Source organism: Microbulbifer flavimaris (assembly GCF_001641755.2).
GTDB classification, from domain to species: domain Bacteria; phylum Pseudomonadota; class Gammaproteobacteria; order Pseudomonadales; family Cellvibrionaceae; genus Microbulbifer; species Microbulbifer flavimaris.
This window is the reverse complement of the sequence record NZ_LRFG02000001.1, coordinates 137,529-159,866: the sequence shown is the minus strand read 5'-3', so window position 1 is coordinate 159,866 and position 22,338 is coordinate 137,529. Positions and strand designations below refer to the sequence as shown.

At 61.1% G+C, this 22,338-nt stretch carries 23 protein-coding genes; 8 read left to right on the top strand and 15 right to left on the bottom strand.

Translation table 11 applies throughout. The annotated features are described in order from the left end of the window. Window positions 1-73: 73 nt before the first annotated feature. The 9 genes from AWR36_RS00710 to AWR36_RS00670 form a co-directional block, all read right to left on the bottom strand. The gene (locus tag AWR36_RS00710; protein ID WP_067079729.1) at window positions 74-535 is read right to left on the bottom strand and encodes a DUF3106 domain-containing protein; all 462 of its coding nucleotides are present in this window, start codon (window positions 533-535) and stop codon (window positions 74-76) included. Next, window positions 528-830 (bottom strand): hypothetical protein, encoded by a 303-nt coding sequence (locus tag AWR36_RS00705; protein WP_141398447.1) that lies wholly within the window; start codon window positions 828-830, stop codon window positions 528-530. The genes AWR36_RS00710 and AWR36_RS00705 overlap by 8 nt, the downstream gene beginning before the upstream one ends. Beyond that, entirely contained in the window at window positions 817-1,197 is a 381-nt protein-coding gene (locus tag AWR36_RS00700; RefSeq protein WP_067079725.1) for a hypothetical protein, read from the bottom strand. Before AWR36_RS00700 ends, AWR36_RS00705 begins: the two co-directional genes overlap by 14 nt. Beyond that, window positions 1,194-1,853, bottom strand: coding sequence for an RNA polymerase sigma factor (locus tag AWR36_RS00695; RefSeq protein ID WP_082679385.1), 660 nt, complete (start codon window positions 1,851-1,853; stop codon window positions 1,194-1,196). Before AWR36_RS00695 ends, AWR36_RS00700 begins: the two co-directional genes overlap by 4 nt. A 58-nt stretch (window positions 1,854-1,911) precedes the next feature. Next, complete coding sequence (locus AWR36_RS00690) at window positions 1,912-2,361, bottom strand: hypothetical protein (protein ID WP_067104390.1); 450 nt, start codon at window positions 2,359-2,361, stop codon at window positions 1,912-1,914. A 172-nt stretch (window positions 2,362-2,533) separates the two neighbouring features. Further along, entirely contained in the window at window positions 2,534-3,244 is a 711-nt protein-coding gene (locus tag AWR36_RS00685; protein WP_067079721.1) for an alpha/beta fold hydrolase, read from the bottom strand. A gap of 71 nt (window positions 3,245-3,315) precedes the next feature. Continuing rightward, entirely contained in the window at window positions 3,316-4,686 is a 1,371-nt protein-coding gene (locus tag AWR36_RS00680) for an L-cystine transporter (RefSeq protein WP_067079719.1), read from the bottom strand. 118 nt (window positions 4,687-4,804) lie between these two features. Next, window positions 4,805-5,161 (bottom strand): TlpA family protein disulfide reductase, encoded by a 357-nt coding sequence (locus AWR36_RS00675; RefSeq protein WP_067079717.1) that lies wholly within the window; start codon window positions 5,159-5,161, stop codon window positions 4,805-4,807. A 43-nt stretch (window positions 5,162-5,204) separates the two neighbouring features. Next, window positions 5,205-6,596 carry a YihY family inner membrane protein gene (locus tag AWR36_RS00670; protein ID WP_067079715.1) on the bottom strand — a complete coding sequence of 464 codons (1,392 nt, stop codon included), beginning with the start codon at window positions 6,594-6,596 and terminating at the stop codon, window positions 5,205-5,207. Between the two features lie 242 nt (window positions 6,597-6,838). Here AWR36_RS00670 and arsC point away from each other — a divergent pair, with 242 nt between their 5' ends. The 5 genes from arsC to AWR36_RS16290 all read left to right on the top strand — a co-directional run bounded on the left by arsC (window position 6,839) and on the right by AWR36_RS16290 (window position 11,078). Next, window positions 6,839-7,183, top strand: a complete 345-nt coding sequence (gene arsC / locus AWR36_RS00665; protein ID WP_067079713.1) for an arsenate reductase (glutaredoxin) — start codon at window positions 6,839-6,841, stop codon at window positions 7,181-7,183. Next, a complete protein-coding gene (gene wrbA / locus AWR36_RS00660) occupies window positions 7,183-7,800 on the top strand; it encodes an NAD(P)H:quinone oxidoreductase (RefSeq protein ID WP_067079711.1) in 618 nt (205 codons plus the stop codon). The genes arsC and wrbA overlap by 1 nt, the downstream gene beginning before the upstream one ends. Next, on the top strand, window positions 7,797-8,147 hold the full coding sequence (locus AWR36_RS00655; RefSeq protein WP_067079709.1) for a DUF2069 domain-containing protein: 351 nt from the start codon (window positions 7,797-7,799) through the stop codon (window positions 8,145-8,147). The genes wrbA and AWR36_RS00655 overlap by 4 nt, the downstream gene beginning before the upstream one ends. 148 nt (window positions 8,148-8,295) lie before the next feature. After that, on the top strand, window positions 8,296-10,158 hold the full coding sequence (gene sppA, locus AWR36_RS00650; protein ID WP_067079707.1) for a signal peptide peptidase SppA: 1,863 nt from the start codon (window positions 8,296-8,298) through the stop codon (window positions 10,156-10,158). Window positions 10,159-10,346: 188 nt separating this feature from the next. Then, window positions 10,347-11,078 carry a glycine zipper 2TM domain-containing protein gene (locus AWR36_RS16290; RefSeq protein WP_067079705.1) on the top strand — a complete coding sequence of 244 codons (732 nt, stop codon included), beginning with the start codon at window positions 10,347-10,349 and terminating at the stop codon, window positions 11,076-11,078. 70 nt (window positions 11,079-11,148) lie between these two features. Here the strand turns inward: AWR36_RS16290 and AWR36_RS00640 are convergent, their stop codons facing one another. Both AWR36_RS00640 and AWR36_RS00635 read right to left on the bottom strand, forming a co-directional pair. Next, window positions 11,149-12,126 (bottom strand): hypothetical protein, encoded by a 978-nt coding sequence (locus AWR36_RS00640; protein ID WP_067079703.1) that lies wholly within the window; start codon window positions 12,124-12,126, stop codon window positions 11,149-11,151. Continuing rightward, window positions 12,123-12,521, bottom strand: coding sequence for a hypothetical protein (locus tag AWR36_RS00635; protein ID WP_067079701.1), 399 nt, complete (start codon window positions 12,519-12,521; stop codon window positions 12,123-12,125). Before AWR36_RS00635 ends, AWR36_RS00640 begins: the two co-directional genes overlap by 4 nt. A gap of 413 nt (window positions 12,522-12,934) precedes the next feature. On the opposite strand from AWR36_RS00635, the gene AWR36_RS00630 reads away from it, so the two are divergent. The 3 genes from AWR36_RS00630 to AWR36_RS00620 all read left to right on the top strand — a co-directional run bounded on the left by AWR36_RS00630 (window position 12,935) and on the right by AWR36_RS00620 (window position 16,933). After that, window positions 12,935-13,831: an HAD-IIB family hydrolase gene (locus tag AWR36_RS00630; protein WP_082679309.1), complete on the top strand. Its 897-nt coding sequence runs from the start codon at window positions 12,935-12,937 to the stop codon at window positions 13,829-13,831. A 107-nt stretch (window positions 13,832-13,938) separates the two neighbouring features. After that, on the top strand, window positions 13,939-15,162 hold the full coding sequence (locus AWR36_RS00625) for a glycosyltransferase family protein (protein WP_067081707.1): 1,224 nt from the start codon (window positions 13,939-13,941) through the stop codon (window positions 15,160-15,162). A gap of 13 nt (window positions 15,163-15,175) precedes the next feature. Next, window positions 15,176-16,933, top strand: a complete 1,758-nt coding sequence (locus AWR36_RS00620; protein ID WP_176491079.1) for a sugar phosphorylase — start codon at window positions 15,176-15,178, stop codon at window positions 16,931-16,933. Between the two features lie 21 nt (window positions 16,934-16,954). Here the strand turns inward: AWR36_RS00620 and AWR36_RS00615 are convergent, their stop codons facing one another. The 4 genes from AWR36_RS00615 to AWR36_RS00600 all read right to left on the bottom strand — a co-directional run bounded on the left by AWR36_RS00615 (window position 16,955) and on the right by AWR36_RS00600 (window position 22,163). Further along, window positions 16,955-18,160 carry an MFS transporter gene (locus AWR36_RS00615; protein ID WP_231745202.1) on the bottom strand — a complete coding sequence of 402 codons (1,206 nt, stop codon included), beginning with the start codon at window positions 18,158-18,160 and terminating at the stop codon, window positions 16,955-16,957. Window positions 18,161-18,224: 64 nt separating this feature from the next. Then, entirely contained in the window at window positions 18,225-20,252 is a 2,028-nt protein-coding gene (locus tag AWR36_RS00610; RefSeq protein ID WP_067079695.1) for a transglutaminase TgpA family protein, read from the bottom strand. Next, window positions 20,253-21,251 carry a DUF58 domain-containing protein gene (locus AWR36_RS00605; RefSeq protein ID WP_082679308.1) on the bottom strand — a complete coding sequence of 333 codons (999 nt, stop codon included), beginning with the start codon at window positions 21,249-21,251 and terminating at the stop codon, window positions 20,253-20,255. Beyond that, window positions 21,252-22,163, bottom strand: coding sequence for an AAA family ATPase (locus tag AWR36_RS00600; RefSeq protein WP_067079693.1), 912 nt, complete (start codon window positions 22,161-22,163; stop codon window positions 21,252-21,254). Window positions 22,164-22,338: the final 175 nt, after the last annotated feature.

Here is a 22,338-nt window from a genome sequence, read left to right as displayed (position 1 = left end):
CTATGGCTCTCGATATGAGTCTTGATGGGAGCACTTTAGGGGGGAGTCACTGAATCGAAGCTGAACTGTCGCCCTACTGCTGTTCGCGACGTAATCGCTGGCGCAGGTTGCGCCGTTGTTCCGGGGTCAATTGACGCCAGCGATCACGCAGGGCCTCCCGGCGCTCAGGCGGCAATTCGCGGAAGCGCTTGCGCGCCTCGCGAATTTTCTGCTGCTGTTCCGGGGGCAGGGCCTGAAAGCGGCGGTAGGCTTTGCGCAGGCGGGCCCGCCGCTCCGGTGGCATTTGGCGCCATTTACGGAACGCATTCCGGGCCTGCTGGCGCTGCTCCGGCGACATCTCACTCCAGCGGCGGGCACCTTTGACAAGACGCTCACGCTGTTCAACAGGTAGGTTCTCCCAGCGCCCCTCGAAGTGCTGGAGCAAGCGCCGCTCCTCTTCACCCAGTTCTTGCCAGTCTGCAGCCATTGCCGGCAGGCCTGCCAGACAGAGCGTGAGAGCCAGCACACAGCGGATAAATCTTCTGTATTCAGTCATGGCTACTTCTCCACTCCGTCAGTTCATGCTCTGCGGAAATGCCGGTTTTGCGGTCATTGCCAGGCTGCGATTCAAGTAGCGGTTTCTCCCGCGTGCCAGGCGCACCCTCAGATTCCCGATCACCACGTTCGAATTCCTCCGGAGAAACAAACTCGCCCTCTTCATTCACCCACTCTTCCAGAAACAGCAGAAATTCGGCATCCAGAGGCTTTGCAGCGGGTTCCGCCGCGATCGCTGCGGGACAACCAAACAATAGCGATATTGCAGTCAGCCGGTACCAGTCAGGAGTGGTCATCAAGCCCTTCCTCAGCGAGCCATTGGTAAAAATCTGCCTCCTCGAGAAGATCGATATCGAACTCTTCTGCAGACATAAAGGGGAAGCCGTCGGCAAACAGCACTTCACTATCCCCTTCGAGCGCCGGTGCCGGCTTCAGCACCAGAAATATTGCCAGCAACAGACTTGCAGCCACGGCAGCACCCGCCGGCAGCCAGATCGGCAGGACGGGCTGCCGAGCTTCCAATGCGGCAGCACGGGCACGCCCCAGGCGGGACAGGATTGCGCCATCGATTTCCTCGTCCCGACGGGCCATGGCCCTGCCAGCCAGCGCGGCCAGCTCCCGCTCTGATGGCTCGCGGTGATGACGCTTGTCGGCTTCATTCATTGTTCATTCTCCAGCTGGTTGCGAAGCGCTCTCAGTGCGCGAGAAAGATGAGTCTTCACACTGCCCTCACTACATTTCATGATGCGTGCGGTCTCCGCCACGGAAAAGCCCTCCACACTGCGCAGCAGAAAAGCCTGCTGCTGGCGGAACGGCAACTGCTCCAGTGCCCGCTCGATGGTGACCAACCTACGCTCCGATGCCCAGGCCTCCTCCGGTCGCTCCCCGTTCAGATCGGGCAGGTCACCGGGATCGGCAATCTCGTCATCTGCCGAGGCGAAACGCTCGTTGAATAGCTGCCAGCGGGAAACACGGTTGTGGCGGCGGTGCCAGTCGGTGATGCGATTTTGCAGAATTGAAAAAAACAGCGGCCGCCATTCAGAGCGATCACGTTTTCCGTAATGCCGGACCAGCGCCAGCATGGCATCCTGCACGATATCGAGGGCGTCATCGGGGCAGCCCACGGCCATCCTCGCCATGTTGAACGCGCGCCGCTGGACAGAGGCCAGAAACTGATTCACCGCCGCCCGGCTCGCTGCGGAAAGCGTGAAATGCGATGCGCTGGCTCTGTCGTGACAACCGATACCTGACTGATCACCATCTGCCCCCTCAAAAATGACACCGGGCCACCCGTTGTCCGAGCAACCCGGCCATGGCATCCCGTGAGATGCACAGTGCAGGACCATACCCGGCCCAGTTTCTGTTTATTTTTTACTATCAGCTACCAACACGCCCGGCACGACGACCCAACCTGCCATCGACACGCTTGCCCTTCCGGTCAAGTCGACGATCCGCTCTGGCGCCCTTGCGGTCGAGCTTTCGATCGATTTTTGCCCCTTTTCGATCCAGCTTTCGATCGATGCGGTCGCCCTTGCGATCCAGGAAGCCGGCGGCCTTGTCCCGCCCGGCCTCAGCCGCGCGGTCAGAAGCGCGATCAAGCTGGTTGTCGACACGGTCACCCTTGCGATCGAGGCGATTCTCCACCCGGTCCCCCTTGCGGTCCAATCGGTTTTCCACCCGGTCCCCCTTGAGGTCCAATCGGTTTTCAACCCGATCACCACGGCGGTCCAGCTGCTCCGCAGCATCCTGTTGGGCGTCGTCCGCCGTTGCCGGGACCGCCAGCAGCATCGCTGAGAGAAGAATCATACCCTGCTTCCAGTTTTTCATTATCACTTTCCTTTTCCGGTGGGCGTTAGGGCCCGTTTTCTGTAATGACACGAGTAGATAACGCGCAACCGCATAATCGGTTGACAGGATTGGTCAAAAAAAATTGGAAAGCGGCGAAAGGGGCAGCAGAGAGGCAACAAATAGGTTGCGGAGATGGACGAGGGGCACCAAATCAGGGGGCATCGCTGGGGGTAGCGAGCCAGGCCTGCACTTCAGCCGCGAGCCGGTCTGGTCGCTCCAGTGGCAGCATATGACCCGCTTCAGGAATTTCCCGCACACGCAGGTCCGCCCTCTGGCGCTGCAGTGCCTCTATCCAGGAACGGGTCACCAGCGCATCGTACTCCCCGAAGCAGAGGGTCACTGGCAGCGATAGCACGGCGATGGCATCGGCCAAATCCTCGCGCTCAGAGGTGCTCCCCAGCTGCGAGAGCAGCGCCGCCTCACCCAGACTGGCGTCCATGGCGCGCATGGTCTCTGCAATATCGGCGCGACCGCGGCTGGCCGGCCCGAGCATGGCGGCGATCTTGCGATCGCTGATACCACTGTAGCCGTGGCTTTTTACCCAATGGAGTAACTGGCGGCGCTGTTTCAGTTCATCTTCCGGCAGAGCACAGGGGGTATTGGAACAGATGAACAATCGGCGGATCCGATCGGGATGGGTGGTGGCAAGGGCTGCTGCAAGGTAGCCGCCGAGGGAAAAACCAAACAGGTCCACCGGCTGCTCCGGCAACCGCGCTGCCAGCCCCGTCACTAGCGCTGCTACGGTGTCACCGGCGGGAATCGCCAAGTGTTGTGTTGTGACATCGGGGAGCTGCCGGAGAAGCCCCTGCCACAGTCGCTCGTCACACATGGTGCCGGGGATCATATAGAGTAGGGCTGCCATCGTCTCTCTCCCGCGTTTACGATACGCGCTCCCTGCCTGAAAAAATCCGACCCCGGTCGCGGAAGCCGGCTCTAGCTGGAGCGGGCCAGGTTATCGGAAGCCGGGACCGATGCTCCCAGCCAGCGCTGGGTAAGGGTCCCCGCGGTCATTGCTCCGTTTACGTTCAGTGCAGTGCGCGCCATATCAATCAGGGGCTCAACGGAAATCAGCAACGCGGCAATGGTCACCGGCAGCCCCATGGTGGGCAGCACTACCAGGGCGGCAAAGGTCGCGCCACCACCCACACCGGCGATTCCAAAGGAGCTGATCACGACAACGGCCACCAGGGTCAGCAGCCACAACGGATCCATCACATCGATCCCAAGGGGCACCGCCACCATCACCGCAAGCATGGCCGGATAAATCCCCGCACAGCCGTTCTGCCCGATAGTCGCACCGAAAGACGCCGAGAAATTGGCAATAGCGGGACTGTTGCCCAGCTTGTCGATCTGGGTCTCAACATTCAGAGGAATCGTAGCCGCGCTGGAGCGGGAACTGAATGCAAATACCAGCACCGGCCATACGCGGGCAAAGTAGTGCAACGGACTGATGCCATTGACCAGCAGGAGCGCCCCGTGAACCACAAACATGAGGGCGATGGCCACAAATGAGGCCAGCACAAAACTGAACAGGTTAATGATATCCGCCCAGCTGGACTCGGCGATCAGAGCTGCCACCAGTGCCATGACACCGTAGGGAGTGAACGCCATCACCAGTCTTACCAGCTTCATGATCCACACCTGGGCCAGGCCGACGAAGTGCTCGATGGCTTTGCCCTGCTCCGGGTTTTCCCGGCGCACCGCCAGCGCTGCCACCCCCAGCAGCACGGCAAAAATCACTACCGCAATCACTGAGGTATCCCTGGCGCCGGTCAGGTCGAGAAAAATATTCTCCGGGATAAAGTTCAGCAGGATCTCGGGTAGGCCGAGGCCCTCGACACGCCCCATGCGCTCGCTCAAGAGCTCTGCGCGGGCCGCCTCGCGGGAGCCCTCCACCAGTCCAGCCGCTGACAGGTTGAACAGCTCCGCCATCACCACGCCCAGCAGGGCTGCAATTGCGGTGGTGCCTAGCAGCACCGCCAGCACGGACAAACTGATCTTGCCCAGTGACTCCGTGCGGTGCATCTTGACCACCGCACCGAGGATGGACACGAGCACCAGGGGCATCACCAGCAGGTAGAGCAGTTTGACGTAACCCTCTCCCACCAGCTCAATCCAGGGCAACAGCTCCTCCGGCCGCACCCCCCAATCTCGCGAGAGCTGCACCAGCGCACCGAATAAAACACCCAGCAACAGGCCGGCGAAAACTGCAGGAGCCAGGCTTTGCCGGCTGCGGTGCCATCGATAGAGCGGCCATAGTGCCCCGAAGAAAGCAGTCAGCAGGAGCAATGAGCTGATATGCATAGAGTTCCAATCCGCCGGTGAATCCACGAGGGTGTCAGACTTATTTTGGCGGGCATGCTAACAGTGACGGGGAGAACCCCTTAATACACATTGGTTATAGCTTTATGCGGCCAGTCGCTCAGTGCGATGCGGGCTTGAGGTCCAGTGCGGATGCCAGTGTGTCGGCAGTTTGCGGCCCGACGAGAGTCGCACGCCAGCGATTGTCCGGCCCGATCACGAAAGTGCTGGGCAGCACTTGCGGTCGCGGGCGCTGCCAGCGGCTGGCCGGATCGTCGACGAGCACCGGGAACTCGATACCGAGTCTCTCGGCCTGCTCGGCGATTTCCTCTGCCGGAAGCGGATCGTAATTGACCCCCAGCACGAGGACATTGTCATGCTCGGCAGCGAAGGCATTGAGCTCGGGTATCTCTTCCCGACAGGGCTTGCACCACTCAGCCCAGTAATTGACCAGCAGGATTTTCCCGGAAGTTTCCACTGCTTCACCGCTGATAGTGTGAAATGCCGGTGCGGCATTGCGCTCACAACCGCTTATTGCGACGGCTAACAACAGACAGGCTGCCCACCGAATCCGGATCAGACTTCGATTTCCCACTGCTTCCTCCACGTTTACTACCGGTCTTTTTTGTCTTGGTCTCATTCGTTTTCTTTCCAGGGCCAGGCTCCGGAGGCGTGCCGGGTGAATCGTCACCATCTTGCTCCCAGGCATCGCGAAAAACGTCGCCCAGGCTCACAGAGAGTTTTTCGTCGGCATAGTCCTGGGACTCGGTAAACCGCGCCTCAACCACGTCGTACCAGGGCTGACCGTGAAAATCCCGGTGGCTGCGGCCGGAGATCGGGCTCGGATGCAGCCAGTTCGCCAGATCCATAAGTTCTATCGAGTCCAGGTCCCGAAGCAGGACATAGTCATTGCGCTCGGTTTGGGTAATGACTTTCTTGTCCTGCAGCACCTTGCGAATACGCCGCCACTGCGAGGGCTTCACCCCTGCCCGCGAAACGTCGGAATCCCGCAGCGGCTGTCCGCGCTGGTAGCGCTTGAATGTTTCCCACAGCAACACGAGGGAAGCCATCACATCGGAATACTGCCGCCCCTGGCTTGCCGCGTGATAGACCGACAGGGTCCGCACCAGCACACATCCCGCCAGGACGATCATCCAAATCAGGTAAATCCAGATCAGGAACAGTGGTACGAAGGCAAAGGCGCCGTAGATCGCCTGCACAGAGCTGCGGGCCACCATAATGCCGAACAGGTTCTTCGCCAGCTCGAAGGCGAAAGCGGTGATGACACCACCGGCAATCCCGTGTTTGAGCGGCACCCGGCAATTGGGAACCGCGATAAACAGCAAAGTGAAGGCGACGGCGTTAAAGGCCAGGGGCAATACTCCCAGGACAATGGGCATCAGCCCGAGGCTGTCATTCTCAGACAGGAACACCCGCTGCGAGAACAGGTAGGTGGTTGCTGCCAGTCCGGCGCCCAACAGGATCGGACCCAGGCTGAGCACGGCCCAGTACAGCAGAAAACTCGATACGCCACTGCGCCCACGGGGGATATCCCAGATTGCATTGAACGTATCTTCAATATTTCGCAGCATCAGGCCCGCGGTCACCAGCAGGATCGCGATACCGGGCCCGGTGAGGCGCTGGGCCTGGTCAGAAAAGTTGCTGATGTACTCCTGCACCTCACGCCCGCTCTCCGGCACAAAGTGGGAGAAGATCTGCTGCTGAAGCTTGTCCTCCAGTCCGGCAAAGTCCGGGAACAGGGACAGCATTGCGTAGCTGACCGTCACCAGCGGGACGATCGCGAACAGTGTCATATAGGTGAGGGCGGCGGCACTCTGCCGGCAGTTCTTTTCACCGTAGAGCGACCACAGCGACAGGAGAAAGCGTCGCCAGCGTTGCACCGTTTCCGTCATGGTGTTTTCCGTTTTTTTGCCCTGTCCAGGGCCGCCGGAGTGCGGTGCGGTACCTCAGCCCGAAACCCTGGCCGGCCATTTAATCCCTGTTCTCGTCACCGGTGCCCATCGGTCGCCAACGTCATCGGCTGGCGTTGGCCTGCAGGGCCGGTTGCATCACTGCGGGCTCGATGCTGAAGAGCTTAGAACTCGCCGCGGCTATTCGGTTAGAATACGGCAAACCTTAACAGGATACCGTTGCTATGTGGACGATTTACCACAATCCGCGCTGTTCAAAATCCCGCCAGACTCTTCAGTTGCTGCAGGATAATGGCGTTGAACCGGAAGTGGTTCTTTACCTGGAAACCCCACCGGACGCCGGCACCCTGTCCGATCTGCTGAAAAAGCTGGGGATCGGCGCCCGCGATCTGCTGCGCACCGGCGAAACCGCCTACAAAGAACTAAAGCTCAAGAACATGGAGCTGACGGACGCGCAACTGATCGAGGCCATGGTCGCCAACCCGAAATTGATCCAGCGCCCGATCGTCGTTCACGACGACAGAGCCGTTCTGGGCCGCCCCCCTGAAAATGCGCTGGAGTTGCTCTGATGGCCGACAGCGCCGCGGGAGGCGAAGCCTACGTTCTCGTCCTCTATTACAGCCGCACCGGTTCCACCGCCCGGATGGCAGCCGAGATCGCCAGGGGCGTGGAGTCATCCGGTATCGCCGCCAGGCTGCGCACCGTTCCGCCGGTCTCCCCGGATACTGAGGCCAGCCAGCCTCCGGTTCCCGATGAAGGGGCTCCGTACTGTACCAATGAGGAATTGCGGCACTGCGCCGGCCTGCTGCTGGGCAGCCCGACCCGGTTTGGCAACATGGCCGCCCCGCTGCGGCACTTTCTCGACCAGACCGGAGATATGTGGCTCGACGGCAGCCTGGCCGGCAAGCCCGCTGGAGTTTTCACATCCACTGGCAGCTTGCACGGTGGCCAGGAAACCACCCTGTTGTCGATGATGTTGCCGCTTCTCCACCAGGGTATGGTGATCGCCGGCATCCCCTACTCCGAAGCCGAATTGATGCACACCCGGACCGGCGGTACGCCCTATGGCGCCTCCCACTGGTCAGGCGCCGGCGGAGCCGAGCTGAGTGAAGAGGAACGCAGCCTGTGCCGTGCGCTGGGCAAGCGGATTGGACACCTGGCCCAACGACTGGAGGATGGACAGTGAGCGAAGAACTGCAACGCAAGGTGGCCATCGGCTGGCGACTCAACTGGATTTGTTATGTGGGCATGATGCTGCTGTTCGCAGCCTGGAACCTGTTCCTGCCGGGTGGCTCCATCAAGCTCTGGATTCTGCAAACCGTGCCGCTGCTGTTGGTGTTGCCGGGCTTATTGAAAGGGCGCTCACGCAGTTTGCTGTGGCTTTGCTTTATCCTGCTGATGTACATCTGCGCCGCGGTTGTCGACGTAATGATGCCTGGACGCGGCTGGCAGCATGGCGTCCTGCTGGTTCTGAGCCTTACTCTATTCCTTTCGGCCATGATGACCAGCCGCTGGCAGGCGGCACAACAATAAACAGGACACCTGCGACCCTTTGGACAGCGGCATTAGTGTTACTCACTATCCCTGTCGCGGCTTTTCGCCATAGAGGTTAGTGCAAGGTGCCGAATTTGCAGCAACGCGCCACTGGTCCGGGACCACATGCGCTAAGGAGTGATGAGGTTTGACTGAGACAACCCATAGAAAGGGATTTATCCGCCGCTTCTTCGGGGCAATTGGCGGGGCCATCACCTGGTTACGGCGGGTATTCACCAACCTGCTGTTCCTCTTGCTACTGCTGTTTATTTTCGCTGCAATTTTCGGCAAAGAAGAGCGCCTGACTGTGCCCCAGGGCGCGGCCCTGAAACTGGCCCCGACCGGTTTCCTTGTGGACGAGCGCTCCCCACCCCGCGGACTGCCGGCCTTCCTGGGTGGCCCGCCCGGCCCGGTTGAAACCCGGGTCAAGGACCTGGTGGACGCGATTGATTTCGCCGCAAAAGACAAGCGCATTTCCTCTATTGTGCTGGAGCTGGACTACCTGATGGGTGGCGGCATCAGCAAGCTGGAGGAAGTCGGCGCTGCCCTGCAGCGCTTCAAGTCTGCTGACAAGCCGGTCTACGCAGTGGGGGACAACTTCACCCAGGCCCAGTATTTCCTCGCAAGTCACGCCGACGAGGTCTACCTGAACCCGATGGGCTCCGTGCTGCTGACCGGCTTCGGTGCCTACCGCAATTACTTCAAGAGTGCCCTCGACAAACTCAAGGTCAACTTCCACGTTTTCCGGGTCGGTGACTACAAGGACTTCATCGAGCCCTACACCCGCGACGATATGTCCCCCGCCTCCCGCGAAAACAACCAGCGCTGGCTGCACGAGCTCTGGAGCGAGTACACCGAACAGGTAACAGGGTTGCGCAACCTGCCGCCCCAGGCTATCGATATTTTCATCGAAGAGTTGCCGCAAAACCTGCGCGACCACAATGGCAGCTGGGCCGATGCTGCGCTCGCCAACCAGCTTGTGGATCACTTGGCCAGCCGCCGGGTAGCCGTCAAGGCACTGCAGGAGAAAATCGGGGTCGGCGACGACGACCAGACCTACAAAGCCATCGATGCCCTGCCCTACCTGCGCAACCAGCGCCTGACGCACCTGGCCCCCACGCCAGGCAGCCGCAAAGTCGCCCTGATCTCCGCGTCCGGGACCATTGTCGATGGCGAAGCCCCGGCGGGCCAGATCGGCAGCGTCAGCCTGGGCAAACTGATCGCCCAGGCGCGGGAGAAAGAAGTCGCGGCCCTGGTGTTACGGGTCGACAGCGGTGGCGGCTCGGCATTTGCGTCAGAGGCGATCCGGCAGGAACTGCTGGCCACAAGGGAAGCCAATATTCCCGTCGTGGTCTCCATGGGCAGCGTGGCGGCTTCCGGCGGCTACTGGATCGCCACCGGCGGCGACCAGATCTGGGCGACGCCTTCCACCATCACCGGTTCGATCGGCGTTTTCGGCGCTTTCCCCACTTTCGAGGAGTCCCTGGAGTCCATCGGCATATATAACGACGGCATTGGCACCTCGGAACTGGCGGGCACCATGCGGCTCGATCGGGCACTGCCCGAACCGGCGGCCGAGGTCCTGCAGCTCGGTGTGGAGAACACCTACGACCGCTTCCTGCGTATCGTCGCCGAGGCCCGGGGCAGCACCCCCGACGAGGTGCACAAGATTGCCCAGGGCCAGGTCTGGACCGGACGCACCGCCCAGCAGCTGGGCCTGGTGGACGAGCTCGGCAACCTGAATGATGCCATCGCCGGCGCTGCCAAGCTGGCGGAACTGGAGGAATACGAGCTGGTCGAGATCAAGCGCGAACTGACTCCCGGTGAACGCTTCATGCGCGCGCTCTCGGACAATATCGGCGCCAGCGTCAGCGCCGAAATCCAGTCCAACCTGCCGCTGGGCGCCTGGCTCAGCAGTCTCCAGCCAGCGCTGGAACCCCTGGCCGAACTGCAGAGTTACCGGGACCCCCGCGCCATCTACGCCCGCTGCCTGCCCTGTCAGGCGCCCTGACTGGCCAGGTGGGCCAGGGCATCACCGGGCTCACCTGGATACACGCCGCACATCTTAAGTGATCCCCCTCGCAACTTCTCAATCGAGAAGCTGTCACTATTGGCCAGGTTGTTAAACTGTGCGCCTCGCCTCCGACCGGCAGATGCCGACCGAGATCGCCAGACCGAACCAGAAGAATCGAGGAAGTCATGAAGATAGTTACCAGACTGGCTGCTGCGCTGCTGTCCTGCGTGCTGGCTGTTGCGGCAGTGGCCGAGCCACCCGAGGGGCGTGGCTGGAAGAAACACAAGCACAAGCACAAACACCACAAGCACGAGCGTCGCGTCGCCGAGGAAGAGTTCTGGGATGGCAACTGCAAAGTAGAGCGCGAGTGGTACAGCGACGGAAGCTACGAGGAGGAACGCGAATGTCGCCCAGTCCGTTACCATCGCCAGCCAGCCGTCGTCGTGCTGCCGCCCTGGTTTGACGATCGCGCCCCCGAGCCCGAATATCGCCCGGAGTGGCGGCCCGCCCCGCGTCCCACGACCACACGCTGTAACAGCCAGAAGGTGGGCAGCGTACTCGGAGGACTGATCGGCGGCGTGCTGGGCCACCAGATCGGTGACGGTCGTGGAAACACCGCCGCTACCATCGGTGGTGCTATCGCCGGAGTCCTGATCGGTGGCGAGGTAGGTCGACGCATGGATGCCCGCAACCAGGCTTGTGTGGCTCAGGCGCTGGAATTCGCTCCTGAGGGACAGCGGATTACCTGGGGTGACCAGGGGCAGCAGCAATACGCGGTAACCCCGGGCCCGGTGCGCCAGCAGGGTGATCAATACTGTCGTTCGTATACCGCTGAGGTTTTCAGTGGTGGCAATCCGCAGTCGACCCGGGGCACCGCCTGCCGTCAGCCGGATGGCACCTGGATACAGTCGCTCTGATAAGCGTTCCAATGGCAGGCCGGCCCGTGGAAGGGCCGGTCTGCTTCACAGCAACCATGGAGCCGGGCAGTCAGAGACTGTAACTCCAGCCCACTTCCAGTACTTCATCCTCGATGCCGAACGGCAACCTGCCGGATGAGTAACCTACGAATGCATAACCCCGATCGTCTGCACTGGGCATGCGCAGGGAAAACTGCAGTAACCGGCTACGATGCAGATTTGCACCCTCAATCACCGCATCCGCATCCAGCTCCCTGAAATACCGGTAATCGTAGGCAAGCAGGACCGGTTTGCCATCGAACAACGCCACCGGCGTGCTGAGGGAAATCTCCCCCTCCGCCCGGTAGTAGCGATCCAGTCCACCCAGTAGCTGCTCCCGCTGCGCATCCTGCTGGGGATCCACTTCACCGAGCGCAAGGGAGACAATTGGCCGCAACGCGCTACCCAGCTCGTGGTCCGCGGGATAACCACTCGCCGCACGCAGCAATCCCGGTACAAAGTCCAGCAGGGCGTAGAACTGCGCAAAAGTGGCATTGTCATGGGCGGCGGGCATCTCCAGCGCAGTGGTCAACGCCAGCACCGTCTGCCCATCGTCAAAGTCCTGGTCGGTCTCGTGACTGGCCGAGCCGCCAAAACTCCAGCGCCCCCAGGGGCAACTATTCACCGGCCCCGGACCGTCAGGCAGGGTTCCCGGCTCGATCACCACCGGTGCATCGTCGTTATCCGCACCGGTATCCATACCAACCTGGTAGCACTGCTGTACTGAGGCAAACTCACGGCTGAAGTCGAAGCTCAGCATATCCTGGGAGCGCACCGCATCATCAAAAGAATAAACACCCTGGGCAGAGAACTGCACCGGCCCCAGCTCGATGCGATCAATTTCGAAGTCTACCCCCAGCGCAGTGCGCCCCGCCTCTTCACTGGTCAGGGTCACCAACTCAAACGACTTGTGACCGGCAGCATCGGCGGTGTCGGCCAACCCATGTGCGGAGCCCAGTGCGGCCAGTATGGCGAAGCCGTAGCGCGCGGAGTTCTTGAACGAAATCATGCTTCCACCCCGGTTAGCTCATCGGCGAAAACCAGTTCCTCGTCCAGTAAACGGGCCAGGTCATCCAGGGTTTTACCCTCCGGCTGCAGAAAGAGTCGATAGAGCTTCTCCTGCAGGCCTTTCAAACGTTCCTGCCGGTTGCCGTCGTCTGACTGACGCTCAAAACCGGGACGGTAAAAATGAAATACATAGGCCACGAACTGCTCAGCCAAACCGGCCGCCCGCAATTCCCGGTGCAGTGCCGAGGCATGGGGGTTGTAATAGTGCAGCATGGCCAGGGATAGTGCTCCAGCCCCGGCAAAGGGATGCAATTCGGGATGCAACTGCCCCACTTCGTGGTGCGCAAGAATCCCCCAGCACGCACCGGCAGCCATATTGGCCTTACTCCAACTCATTGAATTCCTCCCTGAACTATTTGATTACACATCTACTGTCAGCTGGGTGGTGACCCACCTGACGCGAATAACCTCTGCGAGCGTGAATATAAGGCAACCACTGGTCGCGCAAAAGTGCCCGCTCTGGAGAATGCCCGTCACAGAACAGCGAACCGGGAAAATGGCGCCATGTTCAACGTTACCCAGACAAGTTCGAACCAGCGCCCCACTTCGGGGCAGCCAGGTTTTTAAAATGGAATTGCCTCACCAAGCCGGTGCACTCACCATCAAGTCCAGAGGGCTGATGCACGGCGAATGTCACTGACGGAACTGATTCGTGGCAGGACACGACATCAAAGGACTATTTCCAGGCGCTGAGCCGTTCTGGCACTAAATTTGGATTACTGTATTTGACGCACAGCGACAGGGCAGTGATGACAGCAACACTCCGAGACAAGCAACAGGGTGATGGATTGAAGCAAAAGGCCAATGACGCCTGGATGATCGTGAGTGATCTTGACGGAACCCTGCTCGATCACTTCGACTATTCCCATGATCCGGTGGACACTCTGCTTGCGGCATTGGAGACCGCTGACATCCCCGTGGTGCTGAACAGCAGCAAAACCAGCAGCGAAATGCTCGCCCTCCGGCGCGAGCTCAAAAACCGGCATCCTTTTATCTGTGAAAATGGTTCCGCCATTGTGATCCCGCGGGACTACTTTGCCAAAATTCCGCAGGGTGCTCACTCTGCGAAAGACAGCGGTGATTTCCTGATTCTGGAAACCGGCACGCCCCGCGATACCCTGGTGCACTATCTTCAGGCAGACGCCATCAAGCACGGTGCACCCTACCTCGCATTCTCCCAGGCCTCCACCGCTGAGATCGTCGAGGCCACTGGACTGACCACCAAGCAGGCGGAACTGGCCCAGCAGAGACGCTATTCCGAGCCGCTGCTGTGGCGCGGTACTGATGCCGAAAAGGTCGCCTTCCGCGAGCGGGCCCGAGAAGCCGGCCTTGCTACCCTGCAAGGAGGTCGCTTTCTGCATCTGCAGGGCCCGACAGACAAGGGACAGGCAACAGAGACCCTGCGCCGCTGTTACCAGCAGGCCGGGCGGGAAAACCTCTCCCTGATCTGCGCCGGTGACAGCGAAAATGACCTGGACATGCTGGCGGTCGCAGACGTGGCTGTCATTATCCGCGCCGTGGATCGTGCCGCGCCAGAGCTGCAGGTAACACCAACGCGACAGGTGATCACCAGTACTGCCGAGGGGCCGCTTGGCTGGCGGGAAGTCATCGGCGAACTGGTATTCCCCTCCAACGAAGAAAGATAACAGCCAGCTAGAGCAACAAAGAGAACGACGAGAGAAAACCAAGGTATCTGCACTGCCGGCAAGAAAACGGCTTGAGACACCGCAAGTACAAGAACCAGGAGCGCCCTGTGACCGACTTTTTCCAGAATGGCAGTATTACCACTCTCCACAACTTATCCCGCCGCCCACTGGAGGAAATGGAACGGGAGCTGATCGAGTTTTCCCGTCAGCGTCCCATGTCCCTGCTCCTGCCCTCCCTGTATTCCGAGCTGGAGGGGGAGGCCCTGCCGAAAATTCTCGCAGAGCTGTCTCGTGTTCCCTATCTTTCTGAAATTGTCATCGGCCTGGACCGCGCCGACGAGGCCCAGTATCGCGACGCCTTGCAGCATTTCACCAAGTTGCCGCAGCATGTGCGGGTACTCTGGAACGACGGCCCCCGCCTCAGGAACCTGGATGCAAAATTGCAGGAGCGCGGCCTGGCACCGCTGGAACCGGGAAAGGGGCGCAACGTCTGGTACTGTCTCGGCTACATACTTTCCTCCCGCCGGGGTGAAGCGGTGGCGCTGCACGATTGCGATATTGTCACCTATGATCGCTCCATGCTGGCGCGGCTCTTCTACCCGATCGCCAACCCCAACTTCAATTACGAGTTCTGCAAGGGTTTCTATTCCCGGGTGGCCTCGGGAAAGATCAACGGTCGCGTCTGCCGTCTGCTAGTCACTCCGCTGATCCGCACACTGAAGAAAATTTACGGCCACACCGACTACCTGAATTATATGGACAGCTTCCGCTACGCCCTCGCAGGGGAGTTTTCCTTCCGCCGCGATGTCATCAACGACCTGCGCATCCCCAGTGACTGGGGGCTGGAAATCGGTGTACTGTCGGAAATGTACCGCAACTATTCCACCAACCGCCTGTGCCAGGTGGATATCGCCCACAGCTACGACCACAAGCATCAGAATGTCTCATTCCACGATGACCAGGGTGGCTTGTCGAAAATGTCGATCGATATTTCCAAGTCGCTGTTTCGCAAGCTTGCCACCCAGGGCATCGTTTTCTCCTCGGAAATCTTCCGCAGTATCAAGGCCACCTATTTCCGCATCGCGCTGGATTTTGTCGAGACCTACCGTAACGACGCCATCATGAATGGGCTGGACTTTGACATTCACAAGGAGGAGCAGACCGTGGAGCTGTTCGCCCGTAACCTGATGAAGGCTGGCCAGACTTTTCTGGAAAACCCGATGGAAACGCCGTTTATCCCCAGCTGGAGCCGTATCACCAGTGCTGCACCGGAGTTCTTGATGGAGCTCAATGAGGCCGTGGAAGCGGATTTCGAGGAATACAGCCCCTGAGCAAAGGATGTCCATGAGTAGTCAACAGAGCACCGAACTCCCGATCAGAGAGCTGCTGCTGCAGAAGGTGTGCGACCACCTGAAAGTGATCTACCCGCAGCTGACGGACTGCGGCCTTGCGCGAGAGTTTGTTGAAGTCATGCGCCTCGATGAGGACTGCCAGACGCCACTGCCCCATAAAAATCTCTGGGACGAAACGGACGTAGTCGTCATCACCTACGGCAATACTATTCAGAGCGACAACCAGCACCCGCTGAAGACACTGCATCACTTCCTGAAAACCCACTTCACCATGCTGATCAACAGCGTGCATATATTGCCGTTCTTTCCCTATTCCAGTGATGACGGCTTTGCGGTCATCGACTACCGGCAAGTGGATCCAAGCCTGGGGGACTGGAATGATATCCTGCGTATCAGTACTGACTTTCACCTGATGGCAGATCTGGTGATCAACCACTGCTCCTCCCAGCACCAGTGGTTTCTCAATTTCCAACAGGACAGGGACCCGGGCAGGGACTACTTCTTCACCGTACACCCCAACGAGGATCTGAGTGGCGTGGTGAGACCCCGCACAACGCCGCTGCTGCGGTCAGTGCAAAACGGTGACGAGACCCGCTGTGTCTGGTGCACTTTCGGCCACGACCAGATTGACCTGGATTTCCGCAATCCCAGGGTACTCCAGGAAATGGTGGATATCATCCGTCTCTACCTGGACATGGGTGTGCGGATTTTCCGCCTGGATGCGGTGGCGTTTCTGTGGAAAAAGATCGGCACCAGCTGTATCAACCTGGAGGAAACCCATGAGATCGTGCGACTGCTGCGCACCCTGATCGAGCATGCCGACCCGAATGCGATCATCATCACCGAAACCAATATTCCCAACCGGGAAAACCTCTCCTATTTCGGCAACGCCAACGAAGCACACCTGATTTACAATTTCTCCCTGCCGCCCCTGTTGGTGCATACCCTGGTGAGTGGCGACTGCCACCACCTGAAGAACTGGTTGATGAGCATGCCGCCGGCACAAAACGGCACGACGTATTTCAATTTTATCGCCTCCCACGACGGTATCGGGTTGAGACCAGTTGAGGGGCTGCTGAGCGATGAGGAGCAGGAAGCCCTGATCCAGACCATGGAGAACTTCGGCGGCAGAATTTCCTGGCGAGCGCTGGACGACGGCAGTGCAAAGCCCTACGAGATCAATATTGCTCTGTATGACGCCCTGCGCGGCACCACCGCCGGCGAAGACCAGTGGCAGTTGGAGCGGTTTATCTGCGCCCACGCCATTATGCTGGCACTGGAAGGCGTACCGGCTTTCTATATCCACAGCCTGGTGGGAACCACCAACGACTATGCGCGAATGGAAGAGCATGGCCACAACCGCGCCATCAACCGGCGTCACTGGCAGGAAGAGGAGCTCAACGAGCGGCTCGCAGACAAGGACAGCCACCATCACCAGGTGTTTTACCGGCTGCGGGAACTGATTCAACTGCGCCGGGACCAGGCGGCCTTCCACCCCAATGCCACGCAATTTACCCTGCACCTGGGTGAGCAGATCTTCGGCTTCTGGCGCCAGAGCCTGGACCGCCGCCAGAGTGTTTTCTGCCTCAACAACATTTCCGACAGCGAGCAGCTGGTCCTGCTGTCGAGCCTGAATCTCATCGGAATCGACCAGTGGAAAGACCTGATCAGCGGCCAGGTATTCGAGGATATGATGGGGGAAATCACCCTGGCGCCCTACCAGACCCTGTGGATTACCAACCGCTGGTAAGCGCGGTAGCCCGCACGGGGTTTAATCGTGACTCTCGACCCGGTAGCGACGCAGGTCACCGCTGAACAGGAGCCCGACAAAAGCCACCAGGCTGGCAACCCCCGCCCAGCGCAACGTCATCAGGGGCGCTGCGTACTCGCTGACGACCCCGGCGGCCAGGGCCCCGATTGCCGCCGAGCCGAACAGGGCCAACTGGTAGATGGAGATAATGCGGCTGCGGTATTCCTCCGGAGCCAGAATCTGCACCACCGCGCGCCCCAGTGCCGCAGAGGCCGCCGCAACCGCGCCCCAGAGGGCACACAACATCAACAGCCCCAGGGGAGTGGGACCGAAGCTGATCGCCACCAGCAGGGCTGCGCTGTATAGCAGACACATCAGAATGCCCCGGCCCGGCTCCTGCCCCTGGCCACGGCGTAACATCATCACCGTCGCCGCCACAGTGCCGGCAATAAAAGCCAGTTGCAGCGTGGCGTAGTAGCTCGCTCCCCGCCCGTAGTCCTCGGCCAGCAGAGGCAATACCACCAGAAACACACCGATATGCACGAAGCCGTTAAAGGCCACCAGCCCGATCAACTCCCGCAGCGCCGGACGCTGCCATGCCTGCGCCACGCCCTCACGGATCAGGGCAAAGGGCAACTGCCGTTGACGCCGTACCTCGCGGCTGCGGCGGCGCAGGGAAAATAACAGCACGGCAGCAACCAGCAGCACCGACACCTGGATCGTCAGCAGTATTTCCAGCCCCCACTGGTCAAATCGGCTGGCCAGCAACATTCCCACCGCCTGGCCACCATACTGGGCCAGCATCATCCAGGTCACGGTGTATTGCACTCCGCTGTGCCCGGCCCGGGCCTCCGAGCGGTGGGCGCTGCGATGCACCAGGTTATCCCGCGCCGGCTGCAGGAATGCAGTGCACACCCCCAGACTGATGCCATAAACCAGCAGCACGGACAGATCCGGTATCTGATAGGAAAAATACAGCAGCAACCCCCCGTGACAGGCCGCGAGCCCGAGGCAAGCCAGCCCGGCCACCAGCGCCGAATCACGGCGGTCGGCGAGCACACCGCCAAACAGCAGGAAGACCAGGTTGGGCAGTAATACCGATGCCTGTACCCACCCCAGGTGCAATGCCGGCAGATCCGCCACGGCGACGGCAATCCACGGCAGCAGGATCACCTGCAGGCCGGTCGCCAGTGCTGTGCCGCTGTAGCCGAGGAGGAATCTGGTCAATCTTGCCGCCATAGTGCCTGTCGGTAACCGGGTCCAGTGGGTTCGGGAAATCACGCTGCCTTGTTCAGGCCTGGGCCTGGTGTCGCCGGGGGGCAACGTTCGCCAGCATCGCCCCGAGCCGCCACTGGCGCAGCAGGCGGCCAAGCTGCCGCTCGGCACTCGGGTCATCGGCATAAGCCGCACGCTCATAAGCGGCTGTCACCGCCGACGCCATGGCAGCCAGCCGCGGCGCCTCGGTAGCAATCCGCCGGGCATAATCCCGCGGCGCCTCGCCGCTCCGGCGCGGAACACCAACTCCGGCCATCCGTCGGCAAAACTTGAGATACAGGCGCTGGGCTCTGGGCAGCTGCTGGCCGCGCCCGCCCCACCACAGCCAGAGCAGTAACAGGCAGAGGCCGATTGCCGCCGGGATCAGCAGGAATGCAGCCAGCCGCAATGGCGAGACCTCTCCCAGCAGCCGTTTAAGCAGGTTCTGCTGGCTGTCACTGTCGAAGCTGACCACCGTCTGATACCAGCGGTAGTTGATCATGTCCCACTGCAGGCGCAGGCGATTCAACAGCGAAAAGCGGTGCAACGGCAACAGGGAATCCTCCATGAACTCCTCTGCCGCGGCACTCTGCAAGCCGTCACGGATGCGTTCCGGGGAAACCGCCGCTGTGGGATCGACTCGCTGCCAGCCCCGCGATGGCGTCCAGATTTCCGCCCAGGCGTGGGCATCATACTGCCGTACCAGCAGATATTCTTCCTGATCGACCCACTCGCCGCCCTGGTAACCGGCCACCACCCGTGCGGGCACGCCGGCGGCGCGCATCATGAAGACGTAGCTGCCGGCAAAGTGCTCGCAGAAACCCTGCTGACTGCCAAACAGAAACTCATCGACTGAATCCTGCCCCAGTGCCGGCGGCTTCAGGGTATAGGTAAAACGACGGTGGAAGAACTCGAGTACCGCTGCGGAAATCGCTGCCCCGTCCTGGTGCTCCTGCGCCAGGTTTTGAGCCCAGGCCCTCGCCCTGGGATTGCCCTCAGCCGGCAACTGCAGATTGCGCCGGCGCTCAAAGTCACCGAGCTCGGGTCGCTGGACAAGACTGCTGCGGGGCCAGGAGCGCACGTCATAGGCGAAACGACTGTACACCGGCACCGAGCGCACCAGTCTGTCATCGCGGGTTTCGCCCACACCGCGCGTCTCGGAATGCGGGCGCGCCATAGCGAACAGCCACTGATTGCGGGTGGGCTCCTGGATAACCCGGTAGCGGTAGCGGGGCCCCACCTCGGGGAGGGGGTTTTCAGTCTTCCGCCAGGACACCGGCGCGCCCTCTCTCGGGTCGACACCGAAGCCCTGGCTCCAGCGGCGCCCGTCAAAGTGGGAATAGACCAGTCCGCGCCAGTAACGCTGCTCCGGTGCGGGTACCGGTCCATCAAAGGCAATGCGCAGGGCGGGCTGGTCGGACTTGGAAAGGCGGGTAAAGTCGCCGGGTGTCATGGAGTCGCTGATACCGGTACTGGCACCACCACTGTTCTGCGGCACCGCCCAGAGGGGCCCGAGCCGCGGTATGACCATAAACAACAACAGCATCAGCGGGGCCGACTGGGCCAACAGGCGCAGGGAAAGCCCGAGGGCGCGGCGCGGGCGGGCGCTGAATCCGCCCAGCTGCGCGGACAGTGCTGCGGTCACCACCACCGCAGCGAGCACGCCGTACAGCGCGTAGGGGATGGTCTGCTCGAACACGAACAGGGTGGCAGCGACAAAATAGGCCAGCAGCAGGCTCAGGAAAGCGTCGCGACGGCTCAACAGCTCAAGGTTCTTTAGCGCAAACGAGACGGCCAGCAGTGCCACCATAGGCTCCAGCGCGAACCAGCGTCGATAGGAAAGAACCAGCCCCAGCAAAGCCACGGAAACTGCCAGTAACTTCACCAGCCTTCCCGGAAACTCGCGGCGCCCCCGGTAAACCTCAACACGCCACAGTACCGCCAGCGCCCAACCGAAAATGATCCACAGTGGCAGGCGCGTAAAGTGCGGTAACAGTACGGTGAACTGGGCGGCAAAAATCCATAGCAGGCTTTCCCGGGGTAACAGAGAATCAGGGCGGGTCACTCACACCTCCTGCAGCGGAAATTCCGCCAATGCTGCCAGCGCCCGCTGCCGATGGGACTCCCCCAATGACGGAGACAGGTTGCTGCCCGGCAAGCGCAATCCGTAGGGAATCTGCGCCCGCTCTGCCTCGAGCACCCAGTGACAGAGGCCGCTGAGGCGCGTCTCCACATCCCTGCCGGCGAGCAGGTCCCAGTCGAGCCATAACCGTGTATCGGCACCACTGTCGTAGTCCTTGCTATGCAGGTCCCGCCCACCGGCAAAATGCTTCCACGCAACATGCCTGAGGGAATGGCCCGGCTGGTACGGCCGCAGTCCGGCGAAGTCATCGCCACCGCGGCGGCGCTCCGGGCTGTCCCCCTCACCCGGCGCTGCTCCCAAAGGCAGCGGCCCCAGGTCTCTGGGAGCCGGGTAGACCAGGATCTCGATATCGAGATCCACATGACTCCAGCAGCGGAAGAGCCCGAGGGGATAGCGGCTTTGCACTCTCAATCTGGGGGCGCGAATCCGGCCGCGCCGGTTTACCGGCAGGGCGACATCGATCTCCCTGCTCTCGGTATCCACCAGATCGAATTGCGCGCCCTCCTCCGGTGGCCAGCAGATCTCGATATGTTCGCGCTGGCGGCGACCAATGCGGCCGGCAGCAATCCGCACCCGCGCAAAGTCCCCGGCGAACGCCGGTGGCGCCGACAGCAGACGCAGGTTCAGGCCCGAGAGGTTGGCAAAGGTGTGCACCGGCAGCACCGCGAAGAGGCTCGCCATCAGAAACGCCATGGCGAAAACCAGGTTGTTTTCGTAATTGGTGCCCAGCAACCACAGCAGCAGGATAACCAGCAGGAGCCCGAGACCGGCCCGGGAGGGCAGAATGAAGAGTTTGCGGTGGCTCAGGGTGACCTGGCGCGCCGCCGGTGACCGGCGTTCCAGCCAGCGGGTGGTCAACGCCCGCCAGCGCGCTTGCAGGCCACGGAGGGAGGTTCCCCGGGGATGTTCGGCGGTACCCATCTAGGCGGCAATCACGTCAACCTGGTGCATCAGGCGCTCCACCAGCTGGGTGCCGTCACCACTTTCACTGTGCAGGCGATGGCCAGCCACTGACGGCAGCACCGCCTGGATATCCTCCGGCAACAGGTGGCCGCGACCGTCGATCAGCGCCCAGGCGCGGGCGGCGTGCAGCAATGCCAGGGCGCCACGGGGGGACAGGCCCACTGCACAATCGGGGCTCTGGCGGGTAAACGAGACAAGCCTCTCCAGGTAATCGAGCACACTCTCCGAGGCTTTCACCTGGCCCACCAGCGCCTGGAGTCGATTGAGGGCAGAGGCATCGATGCGCGGCTTCAGGCGGCGCAGCTCGGCCCGCGGATCCACCCCCTGGAAGAGCGCCCGCTCGGCCTCGCGCGTCGGATAACCGAGGCTGACGCGCATCAGAAACCGGTCCAGCTGGGACTCCGGCAGGGCAAAGGTACCGGACTGGTGCAGCGGGTTCTGGGTGGCAATCACGAAGAAGGGCTCCGGCAGCGCACGGGTTTCCCCGTCGACACTGACCTGGCGCTCCTCCATGGCCTCCAGCAGCGCGCTCTGGGTCTTGGGGGACGAGCGATTAATCTCGTCCGCCAGCAGCAACTGGCTGAACACCGGCCCCTCATGGAAGCGGAAGCTGCCACTGTCGCGCTCAAAGATCGACACACCGAGGATATCTGCCGGCAGCATATCGCTGGTGAACTGCACCCGGTTGTAGGAGAGACCCAGCACCCGGGCCAGGGCATGGGCCAGGGTGGTCTTGCCCATGCCAGGGAGATCCTCGATCAGCAGGTGCCCGCGAGAGAGCAGGCAGGCCAGCGCCAGCTTCACCTGGTGCTCCTTGCCCAACAGCACTTTGCCGATATCAGTGACGATGGCGGAAATAATCTTTTGCACGGCTAATCCATTACTGCTCAGTTTTTTATTGCGGTGGCGTCTTGCCCTGTTCGGCCTCTTCCCGGAATCAACGTGTGTCATCCCGTGGAAAAACCAGACACCAAACACCACCTTTAATCATAGGTGGCGGCCCCCCTGACTTTGCCGGGACCGCCACAATCGGCGCCTATCGCTC

Excerpts from the sequence above, each read along its gene's own strand:
- AWR36_RS00710 (WP_067079729.1), bottom strand. The coding sequence starts at position 535 with ATGACTGAATACAGAAGATTTATCCGCTGTGTGCTGGCTCTCACGCTC.
- AWR36_RS00705 (WP_141398447.1), bottom strand. The coding sequence starts at position 830 with ATGACCACTCCTGACTGGTACCGGCTGACTGCAATATCGCTATTGTTT.
- AWR36_RS00700 (WP_067079725.1), bottom strand. The coding sequence starts at position 1,197 with ATGAATGAAGCCGACAAGCGTCATCACCGCGAGCCATCAGAGCGGGAG.
- AWR36_RS00695 (WP_082679385.1), bottom strand. The coding sequence starts at position 1,853 with ATGCCATGGCCGGGTTGCTCGGACAACGGGTGGCCCGGTGTCATTTTT.
- AWR36_RS00690 (WP_067104390.1), bottom strand. The coding sequence starts at position 2,361 with ATGAAAAACTGGAAGCAGGGTATGATTCTTCTCTCAGCGATGCTGCTG.
- AWR36_RS00685 (WP_067079721.1), bottom strand. The coding sequence starts at position 3,244 with ATGGCAGCCCTACTCTATATGATCCCCGGCACCATGTGTGACGAGCGA.
- AWR36_RS00680 (WP_067079719.1), bottom strand. The coding sequence starts at position 4,686 with ATGCATATCAGCTCATTGCTCCTGCTGACTGCTTTCTTCGGGGCACTA.
- AWR36_RS00670 (WP_067079715.1), bottom strand. The coding sequence starts at position 6,596 with ATGACGGAAACGGTGCAACGCTGGCGACGCTTTCTCCTGTCGCTGTGG.
- arsC (WP_067079713.1), top strand. The coding sequence starts at position 6,839 with ATGTGGACGATTTACCACAATCCGCGCTGTTCAAAATCCCGCCAGACT.
- wrbA (WP_067079711.1), top strand. The coding sequence starts at position 7,183 with ATGGCCGACAGCGCCGCGGGAGGCGAAGCCTACGTTCTCGTCCTCTAT.
- AWR36_RS16290 (WP_067079705.1), top strand. The coding sequence starts at position 10,347 with ATGAAGATAGTTACCAGACTGGCTGCTGCGCTGCTGTCCTGCGTGCTG.
- AWR36_RS00640 (WP_067079703.1), bottom strand. The coding sequence starts at position 12,126 with ATGATTTCGTTCAAGAACTCCGCGCGCTACGGCTTCGCCATACTGGCC.
- AWR36_RS00635 (WP_067079701.1), bottom strand. The coding sequence starts at position 12,521 with ATGAGTTGGAGTAAGGCCAATATGGCTGCCGGTGCGTGCTGGGGGATT.
- AWR36_RS00630 (WP_082679309.1), top strand. The coding sequence starts at position 12,935 with ATGACAGCAACACTCCGAGACAAGCAACAGGGTGATGGATTGAAGCAA.
- AWR36_RS00620 (WP_176491079.1), top strand. The coding sequence starts at position 15,176 with ATGAGTAGTCAACAGAGCACCGAACTCCCGATCAGAGAGCTGCTGCTG.
- AWR36_RS00605 (WP_082679308.1), bottom strand. The coding sequence starts at position 21,251 with ATGGGTACCGCCGAACATCCCCGGGGAACCTCCCTCCGTGGCCTGCAA.